A 15,473-nucleotide genomic window follows, 5' to 3' on the forward strand; every position below is an offset into this window, starting at 1 on the left:
TTTGAGATTTACTTTATACAGTAGTGAGGGGAGTCAATTGTGGTTAAATCTAATATATAGTGAAATTTGCAGGGATTTTAGGATTTATAGAGAATATAATTAATTACAGGAATAAAACAAAAAGTAGGGATGATTGTGAACGGTAAATTAATCGTTATTGAATCTGGTACTGATTCCAGTGGGAAAGCAACCCAGACAGATAAGTTATACCAGAGATTAAAAAAAGAATCTTATAATATAAAAAAGATACAGTTTCCAGACTATCAGAGCAGGTCATCAGAGCTGGTTAAGATGTATTTGAATGGTGAATTTGGCGGTAAACCAGGTGATGTTAACTCCTATGCTGCTTCAACTTTTTATGCTGTAGATAGATATGCCTCATATCAGTTAAAATGGAAAAAGGATTATCAGGATGGGAAGATTATACTGGCTGATAGGTATACTACCTCAAATATGGTCCACCAGGCCAGTAAGATTAAAGACCTAAAGGAAAAGGAAGAATATCTTGATTGGTTATATGACCTGGAGTTTAACAGATTTTTATTACCGGAGCCTAATCTGGTGATTTTTCTGGATGTTCCTCCTGAGAAGAGCCGTGTTTTAATGGATAAACGGGCAGAGGGTAAGGATATTCATGAACAGGATATTAATTATCTGAGTAGTACCTATGATAATGCCTGCTGGCTGGCTGAAAAATATAAGTGGCAGGTGATAGACTGTGTCAGGGGAAATATTATGCGGACAGTAGAAGAGATACATGAAGAAATTTATGATTTATTTACAGGTTTAATGCAGAGGTAAGCTGGCAAATTATAGTTAGGTGCTTGTGATCTAGGGTGAGCGATTATTAATTAAAGAAGGGAGAAAAAAGCAGATGAAAATGGTAATTGCTATTGTACATGACCATGATGCCCATCGCTTATTGGAGGCACTTAATCAGGGTGGATTCCAGGCGACGAAGATGGCCAGTACAGGTGGCTTCTTAAGAGAGGGGAATACTACTTTTATAATTGGGACAGAAGCAGGTGACCTTGATCAGGTAATAGAGATAATACGGGATAACTGTAAGTCGCGAAAAAAGACTGTTGCCCCTATGTCCCCTGTGGCTACTACACTGGAGAGTTATTATTCCTTCCCTATGGAGGTGCAGATTGGTGGTGCCACAGTCTTTATTATTAATGTAGAACAGTTTCTAAAATTATAATATAAATGACAGTTTGTAAGGGGAATAACGATGGGTTTTAAAGATATAATAGGACAAGATAGTGCGGTTGAGCTCTTAGTTGAGCAGTTAAAAAGTCGGCGGGTATCCCATGCCTTCCTTTTTATTGGAAAAGATGGGGTTGGGAAAAAGAGACTGGCTCTGGAGTTTGCCAGGGCATTGTTTTGCCCTGAGAAGGAGGCTGATGCCTGCGGCATTTGCCTCTCCTGTAAAAAGGTGTCTCATCAAAACCACCCTGATATTAGGCTTGTTGAGATTAATGAGGGTGACAATATCAAGATAGAACAGATCAGAGAACTCCAGCAGGAGATTGCTTATAAACCATATGAAAGTGACCGGAAGGTATTTATTATTGATCAGGCTGATCAAATGACAGTACAGGCAGCTAACAGTCTGTTGAAGACTCTGGAAGAACCCCCTTCCTATGCGCTTATAATTCTGCTGGTAGAAGAGACTGATAGTCTGTTACCTACAGTTATTTCGCGCTGTCAAAAAATCCAACTGAATAAGCTGGCCAGGGAAGAAATTGAAAAGAAACTTAAATCAGAGGGAGTAGCACCTGACAAAGCGGAGGTAATAGCTGGTCTAGCAGATGGTAGTCTTGGCAGGGCTCTGGCCCTACTGGGAGACGAGGAATTTTTAAATAGCCGGCAAGAGGTATACAGTATATTATATAATTTAGATAAGGTGGATACAGTAGATTTATTTAAGCAGGCTGATAAACTGACTACTTATCTAAATAACGGCCTGCCATTATTTGAGTTGATATTAAGTCTATTCAGGGATATAATATTATATAAACAGGGAAATAATAACAGGATAGTTAACTTCGATTTTATTGATGATATAAAGGTGATGGGAAAGAAGTATAAGATAGAGGAATTGATAGGGATTGTAAACTTGACAAATACTATTAGTGGTTATATAAGGGCTAATGTTAAAAAAGACTTAGCCCTACAGAACTTACTACTTAAGATTCGAGCTAAGAGGGTGTAAATATAAAATGGAGATAGTTGTAGGGATTAGTTTTAAGAAGGCAGGTAAGATCTATTATTTTGACCCTGGTGATATTGCTTTAGCAATTGGGGATAATGTAATAGTAGAGACTGCCAGGGGTATAGAGTTTGGTGAAGTAGTCCTGGGAAAGAGAGAGGTTGCTGAAGAAGAGATTGTTGCACCATTAAAAAAAGTAATCCGTAAAGCGACTGACAGGGATCAGAAAAAGAATGCTAGGAATAAGGAATTGGAGAAAGAGGCCTATGATATCTGTGAGAAAAAGATAGCTAAACACGGCCTGCCTATGAAATTGATTGATGTTGAATATACCTTTGATCATAATAAGGTAATTTTCTATTTTACTGCTGACGGCAGGGTAGATTTCAGGGAACTGGTTAAGGATTTAGCCAGGGTATTTAAGACAAGAATTGAATTGCGACAGATAGGAGTAAGGGATGAAGCTAAGATGGTTGGAGGGATGGGAATCTGCGGCCGGCCATTGTGCTGTTCTCTTTTTCTGCGTGATTTTGACCCTATATCAATTAAAATGGCTAAAAAACAGGAACTTTCTTTGAATCCAGCCAAGATATCTGGTGTTTGTGGGCGTTTGATGTGTTGTTTAAAATATGAATCCAAGATTTATAAGCGTTTAAAGAAAGAGATGCCTGATGTAGGAGAGACGGTTGAACTGGATATTGGGGAAGGTGAGATAGTAGAAAGGAATTTGGTTAAACAGACAATTACTGTAGATATAGGTGCTGATGAATATATTGAGGTAGAGATAGATGACCTAGATAATTATGAAGATGATGAATAGGAGAGGGTATCATGGATGAAGAGGTTCTAAGTGCCCTTGCTTATTTCCAGGAGCAGCTTGAAGAGATGTCACTCAGGTTTCAAAAATTGAAGGATATTACCTATAAGATATATCAGGAGAATGAGGAATTAAGGCAAGAGAATGAAGAATTAAAGGATATTGTCTTTGAAAAACAAAAAGAGCCTAAGGGCAAGGGTTATAGTAATTTATTTCGTTTATATAAGGAAGGATATCATATCTGCCATCCCAGTTTTGGTGAGAGACGAAAAGGAGACTGCCTTTTCTGTCAGAAATTGATGGATAAGCAGTTTGAGGAGTAGTAAAGATGGAAGAGATAACAGAGTTGATTCCAGGTAAACTGGATTTGATACAGGACTCCCGTTTTTTTAAGTTTGGTAATGATTCTGTTTTCCTGGCTGATTTTACAGTAGTAAAACAGGGAGAGACAGTTGTTGACTTTGGCAGTGGCAGTGGAGTAATTCCACTGCTTTTAGCATTCAAACAGAATCCGGGCAAGGTAATCGGTCTGGAATACCAGGCAGAATTAGTTGAGATGTCCAGGAGGAGTATAATTATAAATCAACTGGAAGAGCAGATAGAGATAATTCATGGTGATCTCAGCAGGGCAGGTGAATATATTAAAGTCAATACCATTGACCTCTTGGTTAGCAATCCTCCATATATGCCTGTGGACGGCGGCAGGATAAGTAAGGGGAGGGAAAAGGCTATAGCCCGGCATGAGATATATTGTACCCTGGAAGATGTAATCAGGGAAGGGGCGAAATTATTAAGGTTTGCCGGCAGAATGACCATGGTTCACCGGGTTATGAGGCTGGCAGAGATTATTTCACTGATGAAGGAATATCAGATTGAACCTAAACGGATGAGAATGATTCAGTCGGGGGTAGACAGCAGCCCCCGGGTTTTCCTGATAGAAGGAAGAAAAGGAGGCAAACAGGGAATGAGAGTTGAACCTCCTTTGATAGTATATAGTCGAGATGGCAGAGAATATAGCCCTGAGGTTAAGGGGATATATGGAGGGGGTGCTTATGGATAAAGCAGGTAGATTATATATTTGTGGAACCCCTATAGGTAATTTAGAGGATATAAGCCTTAGGGCTTTAAAGGTTTTAAAAAAGGTCCATTTAATAGCAGCGGAGGATACCAGAAGAACAAGGAATCTATTAAATTATTATCAAATAAAAACAAGCCTAAAGAGTTATCATGAACATAATGAAAGGGAAAGAACAGGGGAGTTGATCAGCTTACTAAAAGAGGGTAAGGATATTGCCCTGGTAAGTGATGCTGGTATGCCAGGCATCTCTGACCCGGGAAAGGTAATCTTTAAGGCGGCTGTTGAGGAAGGTATTGAACTAATCCCTATTCCTGGTCCTACTGCTGCTATCTCTGCCCTGGTGGTATCTGGTCTGCAAATGGACAGGTTTGTTTTTGAGGGTTTTTTACCTAGGTCTGGTAAAGAGAGGAAGCAGCGTTTAGCTGAGATAAAGGGTGAAGAGAGAACAGTCATTATTTATGAGTCACCTTACCGTTTAAGAGATACCCTTCAGGAATTGTTAGACCTGCTTGCTGAAAGGAAAGTGGCTGTAGTCAGAGAAATAAGTAAGGTCCATGAAGAAAAGGTTTATGGGCAGGTAGAAGAGGTTTTGTCTTTTTATGCTGATCAAGAACCGAAGGGTGAGTTTGTCATTGTTATTGAGGGAAGACCGGCACCTGAATTCAGTAAAGAAGGCTGGGAAGATATGACGGTTCTAGAACATCTCAAATTAATTATGGACCAGGGTGTTAGTAAGAAAAAGGCTATAAAAGAAGTCGCCCTGATAAGGGGGCTGCCTAAACGGAAGGTCTATAGTGAAGCAGTAGTTATTGACTATATTGACAATGATAATAAATTTTAATAAAATTATCTTGACTTTGAAGGAATATAAGGAGGGGTTAAATTTGGAGAATTTCACATTTTATAACTCAACGGAAATAATTTTTGGTAAAGGAGAAGTTAATAGAGTTGGTGAAAAAACAGCAGATTATGGGAAAAAGGTTTTGTTGGTAACCGGTGGTGGTAGTGTCAAGAGAATAGGGCTTTATGATAGGGTTATGAACGCTTTTGAAAACGCTGACCTGGAGGTTTTTGAGCTGACTGGTATCGAGCCTAACCCGCGGATAAGTAAGGTAAGAGAAGGGGTTGATATCTGCTTAGAAAAGGAAATAGATATAGTAATAGCGGTAGGTGGTGGTAGTGTTATTGATACAGCTAAAGCTGTTGCAGCAGGTGTCTGTTTTGACGGTGACCCCTGGGAGATGTTCACTATGGAAGGGGAACCTGATGAGGCTATTCCTGTAGGGGTTGTATTGACTTTAGCAGCTACAGGTTCTGAGATGAATGGTAATGCAGTAATATCTAATCTGGAAACCGAGCAGAAATTAGCTATTCATACACCAGCCTGTCTGCCTGTTTTTTCTATCCTGGACCCGGTGAATACATATACAGTTCCCAAGGAACATACAGTCTATGGGATTATTGATATAGCAGCCCATGTTTTTGAACAATATTTTAGTCACACTGAAAGCACTCCTATTCAGGATAGTTGGGCAGAAGGCATTATCAAAACCCTGATTAAAGAAAGTGAGGTTGTCCTGGAAAACCCCGAGGACTATAATTCCCGGGCCAACATTATGTTGGCTGGTACCATGGCAATTAATGGCCTTTTATCCATAGGGAAGGATGATGACTGGGCCAGCCATGCTATAGAACACGAGCTTAGTGCTATTTATGATATACCCCATGGTGGTGGCTTAGCTATTCTCTTCCCCAACTGGATGAAATATGTATTAAGTGAGGGGACAGATAAATTTGTTCAATATGCAGTTAATGTCTTTAATATAGACACCAAGGGAAAAAGTGATCAAGAAATAGCCCTGGCTGGTATAGAAAAAACCAGGGAATGGTTTAATTCTATGGGAGCTCCCGCTCGACTGGCTGATTATGATATCGGGGAAGATAAACTGGAAGAAATGGCAGCTAAGGCAGTTAGCCGTGGTCCTTTAGGGAGTTATAAGGTTCTTGAAAAAGAAGATGTACTGGAGATTTACAGGATGAGTCTCTAGTTGAGATAAAATGGAAAGGGGTAACAGATCAATGACCACTAAAAATACTTTTTATGTCACAACACCTATCTACTATCCAAGTGATAAATTACATATAGGTCATGCCTATACAAGTGTGGCAGCTGATACAATAGCTAAATTCAAAGAATTACAGGGTTATGACACTATGTTTCTTACTGGTTCTGATGAACATGGTCAGAAAATAGAACGCAAGGCAGCTGAAGCAGGAAAAAAGCCCAAGGTATATGTTGATGAGATTGTAGCCACTTTTAAGGCACTCTGGGAACGTCTGGAGGTTGATTATGATTATTTTATCAGGACTACTGAAGATAGACATGAAGAGGTAGTACAGGAGATTTTCAGGAAAATATATAATAAAGGTGATATTTACAAGGGGAAATATGAAGGATGGTATTGTACACCCTGTGAAGCCTTCTGGACTGAAAGGCAGCTTGAGGGGGAGAAACTCTGCCCTGACTGTGGTAGGGAGGTTGAATGGGTAGAAGAAGAGAGTTATTTCTTTAAATTAAGCAAATATGCTGATAGATTATTAAAACATATTAAGGACAATCCAGATTTTATACAACCAGAGAGCCGGCGTAATGAGATGATCAGTTTTATTGAGCAGGGCTTAGATGATTTAAGTGTCTCCCGGACTACCTTTGACTGGGGAATACCTGTGCCAATTGATGATAAACATGTTATTTATGTCTGGCTTGATGCCTTAAGCAATTATATTACAGCTATAGGCTACTTAAATGACGATGAAAATTTTAATAAATATTGGCCAGCTGATATTCACCTGGTAGGTAAGGATATCCTCCGTTTTCATACTATTATCTGGCCGATTATATTAATGAGTCTTGACCTGCCTTTACCCAAACAGGTCTTTGGCCACGGATGGTTATTGACTAAAACCGGTAAAATGTCTAAATCCAAGGGGAATGTTGTTGACCCTAATATGCTAATAGATGATTTTGGGGTTGATCCGATCAGGTATTATCTTCTGCGGGAAGTAGCCTTTGGAACAGATGGGACTTATTCAACAGAGGCCTTGATTCAGCGGATTAATTCTGACTTAGCCAATGACCTGGGAAATCTCCTGAATAGGACTATCAGTATGGTTGAACAATATTTTAATGGTGTGATACCAAAATCAGGTCCAGCTGAAGATGTAGATGAGGAGCTTAAAAGATTTGCTGCTAAAACTCTGGAATTGGTTGACAATAGTATGAGTGAGTTAAAATATGCTGTGGCCCTTGAAGAGATATGGAATTTAATCAGGAGGACTAATAAATACATCGATCAGACTACTCCCTGGGTACTGGCCAGGGATGATAATAAAAAGGATAGACTGGGAACAGTTTTATACAATCTCCTGGAATCATTAAGGATTACTGCTGGTCTTTTGAAACCATTTTTAGTTGAGACACCTTATAAGATTGGGGAACAGATTGGTATCAGGGATATGATTGAAGAAACAAACTGGGATGATTTAGCAAGCTGGGGGTTACTGCCAACAGGTGGGATAGTCAGTAAGGCAGAGCCTATCTTTCCCAGAATAGATATGGAGGAGTATTTTGCTATGGTAGAGGAAAGGAAAAAAGAACAGACTGTGAAAGAGGAGAAAGAAGAGAAAGAAGGTAATGATAAGCAGACAGGCAGTGGTTTAATTAATTTTGATGATTTTAGCAAAGTTGACTTAAGGGTTGCTGAGATACTGACAGCTGAAAATATTGAAAAAAGTAATAAATTATTGAAATTACAGGTTGATCTGGGGGATGAACAAAGGCAGTTAGTTGCCGGTATAGCTAAGCATTATCAGCCAGCTGATTTAGTCGGCAAAAAGATTTTGATGGTAGCCAACCTTGAACCAGCAACTATCTTTGGTGTAAAATCCAAGGGGATGATACTGGCTGCATCTAATGATGATGGTGATCTGACAATAACTACAGTTGATAAAGAGATTAGTAATGGGAGTCGGGTGAAATAAATATTTTCCCTTCTGTATAGTTTGACCTTTTTATAAAATAAACATCCCTTCATTCTTATTGAGGGGGTGTTTTCTGTATATTAAGGTCTTAATAGCTGACATTTGTGTTTGTTTTTGATATAATTTAGACAGAACTAAAAATTACTTGTTCATATATATAGATATAATCAAAAAAAGGAGGAGTAAGTAGGATGAAGAACCGTGATTATATACCTAAGGCAACCATAGAAAGGCTGCCACTATATTACCGCTGTCTGGATAAGATGGCTGTTTTTGATGGGGAAGAAGTAGTTTCCTCAAAAGAACTCGGAGGTAGACTTGGTATTCCATCTACTCAGGTCAGGAAAGACCTTTCCTATTATGGAGAGTTTGGCCGCCGGGGGGTTGGTTATGATGTTAGTGGTTTAAAGAAGTCGATTGGTAAGATACTAGGTGTTGACAGAGTCTGGCCAGCAGTGCTGGTAGGGGCCGGCAACCTAGGTAGGGCACTGGTTAATTATGAAGGCTTTAATAAGATGGGGTTGAATATTGTTAGTGTTCTAGATGCCGACCTAGGTAAAATTGGTAATAAAATAGATGATATAACAGTCGAGAGTATTAAAGAGGTGGAAAGGGTTGTCAGGGATGGTAGTATAGAATTAGGGATCATAACTGTACCAGGAAATGCAGCCCAGGAGGTAGCTGATGAATTGATAAATGCTGGGATTAAATCTATCTGGAACTTTGCTCCGACACGATTAATTGTCCCTAAAGATATTATTGTACGTAATGAAGACCTGGCTGTAGGTATAGTAAGCCTTATCTATCATTTAAGCTGGAATAAACATGATAAACATGGAGGCTAACTATAATTTCCGGTAAAAAGAAGAATAAACCTTTTCCAGGCCGTATTTTTGGGGGTTGAAAATAAATTCTGTATTACCGAGGAATAGATACCCACCAGGTTTAAGGACTGAGCTAAATTTATGGCAGAGCATATCCTTTATCTCGTTTGTCAGATAAATAAAGAAATTGCGGCTTAGTATTAGATCCCAGCCTTTAAGGAAGGGGTCATTAATTAAATCCATTTTTTCAAAAGCAACCTGGTTTTTTATCTTTTCCGATAAAATGTATTTTTTATTAGAATTTTGGTCAAGGGTAAAATACTTATCAAATACCCCAGTGGGTACATTTTCCAGTGAATTTGAGCCGTAAACACCTGCTTTAGCTGTATTAAGTATATCAGGGTCTAAATCACTGGCTAAGATCTGATATTTTTTATAATTTAATTCACTAAGGATTAGTGCCAGTGTATATGGTTCAGAACCATTTGAACAGGGTGCACTCCATATCTTGACACTGGAGTTATTTTTAAAAATCTTAGGTAGCAGTTTGTCTTCCAGATATCTAAAATTCTCCGGGTTACGGTAGAATTCAGATGTGTTGATAGTAAAATGGCTAAGGTATGCTTCTTTAAAGGAGGGGTCATTTTTTAAGAGCCTAAGACATTCATCATAATCAGCTATATTATGGCGGCGCATCAGGCTTTCTGTCCTCCTCTGGACACGCTTTAATTTATAACCACTTAGATTAATATTTAGGATATCAGAGGCAGTATCTTTGAAATCATTAAAGGTAATGGGCATATGGTTTATATTCTCCTTTCGACTAGTTCAATAATTTTAAATGGTATCTGGTGTAGGGGTAGTATTTCATCATAGGCATTGGCCTTGATAGTTGAACCGGGCATACCATAGACAAGGGCTGTACTCCTGTCTTCTACAATACCGAAGCCATTGTTTTTCTTGATGTTTTTCATGCCCTCAGCCCCATCAGAGCCCATACCGGTTAAGATAACACCTATTACCCTATCTTTAAAATGCCGACTGGTTGAGGTCATCATGTAATCCACACAGGGCCGAACACCCCATTTAGTTGCCCATTGGTTAAGGATAACCTTGCCTTGTTTGTTGATTTGCATGTGGTAATTGCCAGGGGCCAGCAGGGCAAGACCAGGTGTCATTGTATCACCTTCAGCGGCTTCTTTTACAGTAATAGCTGATTCCTGGTTAAGTCTATTGGCAAAAGAGGTGGTAAAACCTGCTGGCATATGCTGTACAATTAATAGGGCGGCTGGAAAGCCAGCTGGTATTACTGGTAAAACTGCTTTTAAGGCTTTGGGCCCACCTGAAGATGTACCGATGGCAATAATGGGAAAATTCTTTTTGGGTTTTTTTCTTGATATTTTACTCTTATATGGAGTTATGGGTTTAATTTTCAACGGGTCTTTTGGTTCCATCCTGGCTGCAGCTTTGATTTTTAAAATAAGGCTTTTGGTTATGTCATCTATATTCATACTGACTGAGCCGTCTGGTTTTGGTATAAAGTCAAAAGCCCCTAATTCAAGTGCCTTCATGACAGTTTCTCTGTCATCCATAGCACTGATCATAATAGTAGGGATAGGGTGTTTTAATTTCATTATTTCCCTTAGGGTCTCCAGGCCGTTTTTTTCAGGCATTTCAACATCCATAGTGATTACGTCTGGTTTGATATCTTCTAGTTTTTTAAGTGCCTTGGCACCATTACTTGCAGTAGCAATAACTTTTAGGTCGTCACTCTCTTCAATGGTGTTTTTAAAAATCTGTCTCATAAAGAGGGAGTCATCTACTACCATTACTTTTATCATAATAAAACCTCCCGTATATTAATTTGTTTGGACAAATATTTTTATATGCCGGGATAATAAGTTTCAACTTTATAGACAAAAGACTTTTTCCGACAAAGATACATAATATATAATTTCTTCTTTCTAATCAAAAATCCTGCATGAAATGTGGTGAAATAATGAAAATAAGGGTTTCAGTTTTGGCAAGTGGTAGTTCTGGTAATTCAATTTATATATCTAGCAATAAATTTAGTCTTTTAATTGATGCTGGATTGAGTGGTAAGGAAATCAGTCATAGATTAAAGAAAATAGGTGTTTGTGCTGAGGAGTTGGACGCAGTGTTAGTTACTCATGAACATTCAGATCATATCAAAGGAGTAGGGGTTTTATCAAGGAGATATGATCTGCCTATCTATGCCAATGAGTTGACCTGGCAGGAAGCTGCTAGCCATCTTGGTAAAATCAAAGAAAAAAACTGTCAGGTATTTAAGGGTGATTTTTCCCTTGGGGATTTAGATATTTCTCCTTTTAGCACCTCACATGATGCTGTTTCTCCAGTCGGTTATATTATTAGTTGTGGTAAGACTAATATTGGGGTTGCCACAGATACAGGTTATATATCCAGTGAGATGGAAGAAAGACTCAGGGGATTAGATTTGTTAGTAATAGAGGCAAACCATGACCTGGATATGTTAATGAATGGAGGTTATCCCTGGCATTTAAAGAAACGAATTAATGGAGATAAGGGACATTTATCTAATGATGCTGCAGCTGCTTTGTTACCCAGGCTTATTAATAGTAATTTTCCCCGCATATTGCTGGCCCATCTAAGTAAGGATAATAATAGGCCGGAACTTGCTTACATAACGGTTAAAAACAGTCTGGAGAATAATGGAATATATATTGACAGAGACCTGAAGCTAGATATGTGCTGCCGTGATAAGCCGACAGGGCTTTATGAGCTTGGATAAAGGGGTTTAAGCTATGAACTTATTCTTTAAAATCTGCTTAATTTTACTGGGCTGTTTTTTTCTGGGCTTGCTTATATTATATGTTACAATACTATTCTCCACAGAAAAAATCCGTGAGATTCCAATTATTATCGAACAGGAACCAGATAAATTAATCAGCCGCTTTTATTATAGTAAGCACCTTAACAGAGAAGGAGTTAATAATGGAGATAAATATTATTTGTCCAGGGAAGGTAAAAGAAGATTACTTGCAGATCGGTATTAATGAGTTTATTAAACGATTACAGCCCTATACTGGGGTGAATATAAGGGAGGTAGCTGATGAGAAAATACCTGCTAATCCCTCAGAGGCTGATTTAGAGAGGGTTAAAGATAAGGAGGGGAAAGGGATTATTACTGCCCTGGCAGATAAAACATATATAATTGTCCTTGATGTAAAAGGCAAACCCATGACATCCCCCGGTTTAGCTAAATCAATTCAGAATTTACAGTTAAATGGTCGCAGTAGTATCAGTTTTGTTATCGGTGGAGCCCTGGGGTTAAGTAAGCATGTACTTAAAAAGGCCGATTACCGGCTGTCACTTTCTCATATGACTTTTACCCACCAGATGGTAAGATTGATACTTCTTGAACAGGTTTATAGGGCTTTTAAGATAATACGAGGTGAACCGTATCACCTGTAATGCATAAAACATCGTAACCCTATGGGTATCTTGGGGTCTCCCTTATGGAAATCAAGTTATATAATTCAGAATTGAAGGTGATGGAAGTATTATGGGGGGGAAGGCACTTTAACAGTTGTTTAACTGGCTCGGATTTTGAAAAAAGACACATGTAAATATTCCTGAGAAGCCCACTGCCAGAGATTTCTTCACTACAGGTTTGTGAGTTTGTTAGATTAAAAATAAATTTGTTAAAGAGGTGGTATTAGTTATGAAAAAAGCTATTATAATTGGCGCTTCTTCAGGGATAGGGAGAATTAGCTAAAGTCTTATCTCACAATAATTATCTTCTTGGCTTAGTTAGTAGAAGGACAGAATTATTAAAAGAAATTCAACAGAGATTACCTGGAAAATCGCATATTAAAAGAATTGATATTTCTTCTTTGAATAGCAGGGAATATTTAGAAGAGCTGATTAGCGAAATGAGTGGGGTAGATTTAATAATCATTAGTGCTGGTTGTGGGTTTATTAATCCTGAACTTGAATATGAAAAAGAAAAAAGGACAATTGATGTAAATGTTTCAGGCTTTAGTGTAATGATAAATGTTGCATATAGATACTTTTGCAAAAAAGGGAGGGGACATATAGTAGGGATTTCATCAGTTGCTTCTATTAGAGGTGGGCAAGATGCACCTGCTTATAATGCATCAAAGGCATGTTTCTCCTGAAAAGGTCGCCTTGCAAATATACAGTGCTATTGTTAAGAAGAAAGAACATGCATATATTACAAAACGTTGGGCGTTGATAGCCTGGTTACTTAAGATTATACCTGATTGTATATATCAAAAATTGTGATTGTTGAAATAGAAGGTTATTTATGATTTTTAGGTTATGAAGTTTAAAAAAGGAGAAGATTTCTTTGAAATTAAATAAAGTGGGTTTATTATTTTTGTTATTTGTTTTTTGTGTACTTTCTGCCTGTAATAAGGTTGGAACTGGAACTGATAATAATAAACATAGTCTTCTATATATTTAGTTAAAGATTTATCAGTAGAAGAAGCTATGAGCATGAATATTGATGAATTACCACTGGAAACTTTACCTGTCTTAACAGATAATGAAATAGAAAAATATAATTGGGGGGAACACACTTTTTACATAAAGAATGGTTTTAATATAGAGGGAAAATTAGAAGGGAAAGTACCATTAAATGGTAGACCGTTTGTATTTCTTATAGATGGTAAAAGAATATATTTGGGGAGTTTCTGGAATATGCTTTCTTCCTTACACTGGCCTAATATTCCGACGATTAATTCTGTATGGTCAGGGGAATTTACCGAGAATAAATACCATATTGCAAAAGCAAACGAACAACAGGACCCAAGAGAGGACAAAAGAATATTTGAAACCTTAAAAAGTTTAGGGAAATTGGAATAGTCCTGAAATATATTAACTCTTACCTGTAAAAAAGTCTGAAAAAATAAAAAGAGAAAGGGGTTTTGATCATGAAAAGACTTGCACTATTTGGATTGTTGATTTCAATTGTTTTAATGGTAATTTTTTGCAGCACAGGTAATGTAAGCTCAACAATGGAGAAAGGGGATATAAGTAATTCCAGGGGAGAACACCTGGAATATTATTTAGGGAAAAAGTCAGATAAGGAACTAAGTAATAAGCTTTTAGTTATGATTCAAGGGTCAGGCAGAGAATCAATAAGAGAAAGTTTTGGTATGGGTGCTGAAGGGGCAACTCTGGGTTATGATGTTCTGTATATGGAAAAATATGCTTTTGATAATGAAGAGATGTATAATAAAACAAATTGTAGAGAAAGAAGAATTGGAGACATTGAACTAGTTATAAATCATGTTATTAATAATGTATATGATAATAATCTAAAAGAAGTCCTTATCTTGGCAAATAGTGAAGGTGGTTCAATAGCACCTGAGATTGCATATGATATAGAAGGAGTCACTCATATGATAATCATGGGGGCAGGTGGTTATTCTCAAGCCAAAGAATTTGAAACTTTAGTTAATAAAGAAATTAATGATGATCAAGAAAGAACTTTTGGAAAAGCTGGAATAAAAGATTTACAAGAGCTAAATGCAAAATTCAGAGAAATTACTAGTAATCCAACTTATGATAAATTCTGGTTAGGTCATACATATAAGTACTGGAATAGTTTTTTAAATTATAAACCAGATATATATTTAGATAAACTGGATATACCTGTATTATATATAATAGGAAAAGAAGATAATAGTGTACCTTATCAGTCGGTTGAATCTCTAGCAAATAAATTTTCGGATAGGAATAATTTTGCTTTCAAAATTATTTCAGGGCTTGATCATAGTTTTACTGATAAATCTGGAAAAAACAAATTAAAAGAAGTAATGGAAAGAGTAATTTTACCATGGCTTAAGAAATAATAATTAATCTAGTGCATATAATTTGAATGTATTTCTGATGATATAGAAAAAAAGAGCGATTGAAGTAGATAAAAAACTATAGTCTTTTAACACGGTTATTACGTTCAGACGAAGTACTTTCTTCATTAGTATCTTTCCAATTTTTCTGAATTGTGAACTGTTTGTATGAAAATACGATGTCACCCTAATAAAGTCCAAAGTTAAATTGCGAAATAATAAGTATAACAACAGTAATCAATTGTAATAAGAGATACAGGAATAATGGCAACTAGAACAATTAAGAATAATAGACAGAGAAGAACCACTGCTATGCTGACACCTTTTATGCCTTGTGGGGCAAAATTACCTGTAATTGCGCTATTTGCAGGTGCCTTTTTTAATGATGCTGCCTGGGTGGGAACATTAATGTATTTTATAGGTATTGTAATCATCATTATTGGGGCTTTAATTGTATTAAGAATTACTGGTGAGAAAAATTCAAGGTCATTATTCATTATGGAAGTGCCAGAGTATAAAGGAGCCAAATGTATTGGCTGTCCGTACAGTCCTACAGATGGTAGTAGTTGTGTTTGTAACCATGATTTAGAGTAATTTTTAATAGAAAAAGCAGGGAAAA

General features: G+C 37.3%; 17 protein-coding genes and 2 pseudogenes. 17 read left to right on the top strand and 2 right to left on the bottom strand.

Annotation, left to right across the window (positions count from 1 at the left end):
* The first annotated feature begins 135 nt into the window (after nt 1-135).
* The 10 genes from D7D81_RS03320 (at nt 136) to D7D81_RS03365 (ending at nt 8,996) form a co-directional block, all read left to right on the top strand.
* Nucleotides 136-801: a dTMP kinase gene (locus D7D81_RS03320; RefSeq protein ID WP_125987287.1), complete on the top strand. Its 666-nt coding sequence runs from the start codon at nt 136-138 to the stop codon at nt 799-801.
* 73 nt (nt 802-874) lie between these two features.
* Nucleotides 875-1,204 carry a cyclic di-AMP receptor DarA gene (darA, locus tag D7D81_RS03325; RefSeq protein WP_125987289.1) on the top strand — a complete coding sequence of 110 codons (330 nt, stop codon included), beginning with the start codon at nt 875-877 and terminating at the stop codon, nt 1,202-1,204.
* Nucleotides 1,205-1,234: 30 nt separating this feature from the next.
* A complete protein-coding gene (holB, locus tag D7D81_RS03330) occupies nt 1,235-2,218 on the top strand; it encodes a DNA polymerase III subunit delta' (RefSeq protein WP_125987291.1) in 984 nt (327 codons plus the stop codon).
* Nucleotides 2,219-2,225: 7 nt separating this feature from the next.
* Nucleotides 2,226-3,035: a PSP1 domain-containing protein gene (locus D7D81_RS03335; RefSeq protein ID WP_125987293.1), complete on the top strand. Its 810-nt coding sequence runs from the start codon at nt 2,226-2,228 to the stop codon at nt 3,033-3,035.
* An 11-nt stretch (nt 3,036-3,046) separates the two neighbouring features.
* A complete protein-coding gene (locus tag D7D81_RS03340) occupies nt 3,047-3,355 on the top strand; it encodes an initiation-control protein YabA (protein ID WP_125987296.1) in 309 nt (102 codons plus the stop codon).
* A 5-nt stretch (nt 3,356-3,360) separates the two neighbouring features.
* Nucleotides 3,361-4,092, top strand: coding sequence for a tRNA1(Val) (adenine(37)-N6)-methyltransferase (locus D7D81_RS03345; RefSeq protein ID WP_125987298.1), 732 nt, complete (start codon nt 3,361-3,363; stop codon nt 4,090-4,092).
* Complete coding sequence (rsmI, locus tag D7D81_RS03350) at nt 4,085-4,951, top strand: 16S rRNA (cytidine(1402)-2'-O)-methyltransferase (RefSeq protein WP_125987300.1); 867 nt, start codon at nt 4,085-4,087, stop codon at nt 4,949-4,951. The genes D7D81_RS03345 and rsmI overlap by 8 nt, the downstream gene beginning before the upstream one ends.
* A gap of 43 nt (nt 4,952-4,994) precedes the next feature.
* Nucleotides 4,995-6,158 carry an iron-containing alcohol dehydrogenase gene (locus tag D7D81_RS03355; RefSeq protein WP_125987302.1) on the top strand — a complete coding sequence of 388 codons (1,164 nt, stop codon included), beginning with the start codon at nt 4,995-4,997 and terminating at the stop codon, nt 6,156-6,158.
* A 31-nt stretch (nt 6,159-6,189) separates the two neighbouring features.
* Entirely contained in the window at nt 6,190-8,151 is a 1,962-nt protein-coding gene (gene metG, locus D7D81_RS03360) for a methionine--tRNA ligase (RefSeq protein WP_125987304.1), read from the top strand.
* 191 nt (nt 8,152-8,342) lie between these two features.
* Entirely contained in the window at nt 8,343-8,996 is a 654-nt protein-coding gene (locus tag D7D81_RS03365) for a redox-sensing transcriptional repressor Rex (protein ID WP_125987306.1), read from the top strand.
* Here D7D81_RS03365 and D7D81_RS03370 read toward each other — a convergent pair whose 3' ends face one another.
* Both D7D81_RS03370 and D7D81_RS03375 read right to left on the bottom strand, forming a co-directional pair.
* Nucleotides 8,997-9,776: a CheR family methyltransferase gene (locus D7D81_RS03370; RefSeq protein WP_125987308.1), complete on the bottom strand. Its 780-nt coding sequence runs from the start codon at nt 9,774-9,776 to the stop codon at nt 8,997-8,999.
* A gap of 5 nt (nt 9,777-9,781) precedes the next feature.
* A complete protein-coding gene (locus D7D81_RS03375; RefSeq protein WP_125987310.1) occupies nt 9,782-10,816 on the bottom strand; it encodes a protein-glutamate methylesterase/protein-glutamine glutaminase in 1,035 nt (344 codons plus the stop codon).
* Nucleotides 10,817-10,974: 158 nt separating this feature from the next.
* On the opposite strand from D7D81_RS03375, the gene D7D81_RS03380 reads away from it, so the two are divergent.
* From D7D81_RS03380 to D7D81_RS03410, 7 genes and pseudogenes are all read left to right on the top strand, one after another.
* Nucleotides 10,975-11,766 carry an MBL fold metallo-hydrolase gene (locus tag D7D81_RS03380; RefSeq protein ID WP_125987312.1) on the top strand — a complete coding sequence of 264 codons (792 nt, stop codon included), beginning with the start codon at nt 10,975-10,977 and terminating at the stop codon, nt 11,764-11,766.
* A gap of 13 nt (nt 11,767-11,779) precedes the next feature.
* Nucleotides 11,780-12,031, top strand: a complete 252-nt coding sequence (locus D7D81_RS03385) for a hypothetical protein (protein WP_125987314.1) — start codon at nt 11,780-11,782, stop codon at nt 12,029-12,031.
* On the top strand, nt 11,970-12,449 hold the full coding sequence (gene rlmH / locus D7D81_RS03390; RefSeq protein WP_125987316.1) for a 23S rRNA (pseudouridine(1915)-N(3))-methyltransferase RlmH: 480 nt from the start codon (nt 11,970-11,972) through the stop codon (nt 12,447-12,449). The genes D7D81_RS03385 and rlmH overlap by 62 nt, the downstream gene beginning before the upstream one ends.
* Before the next feature lie 250 nt (nt 12,450-12,699).
* Nucleotides 12,700-13,283 (top strand): annotated as a pseudogene (locus D7D81_RS20205) (SDR family NAD(P)-dependent oxidoreductase).
* A 207-nt stretch (nt 13,284-13,490) separates the two neighbouring features.
* Nucleotides 13,491-13,865, top strand: a complete 375-nt coding sequence (locus D7D81_RS03400; protein WP_125987318.1) for a hypothetical protein — start codon at nt 13,491-13,493, stop codon at nt 13,863-13,865.
* A gap of 68 nt (nt 13,866-13,933) precedes the next feature.
* Nucleotides 13,934-14,857 carry an alpha/beta hydrolase family protein gene (locus tag D7D81_RS03405; RefSeq protein WP_125987320.1) on the top strand — a complete coding sequence of 308 codons (924 nt, stop codon included), beginning with the start codon at nt 13,934-13,936 and terminating at the stop codon, nt 14,855-14,857.
* Between the two features lie 255 nt (nt 14,858-15,112).
* Nucleotides 15,113-15,373, top strand: a pseudogene (locus tag D7D81_RS03410) (ferrous iron transporter B); the annotation flags it as partial.
* Nucleotides 15,374-15,473 lie beyond the last annotated feature (100 nt).

The organism is Halocella sp. SP3-1, assembly GCF_003953885.1.
In the GTDB taxonomy this organism is placed as follows: Bacteria; Bacillota; Halanaerobiia; order Halanaerobiales; family DTU029; genus Iocasia; species Iocasia fonsfrigidae.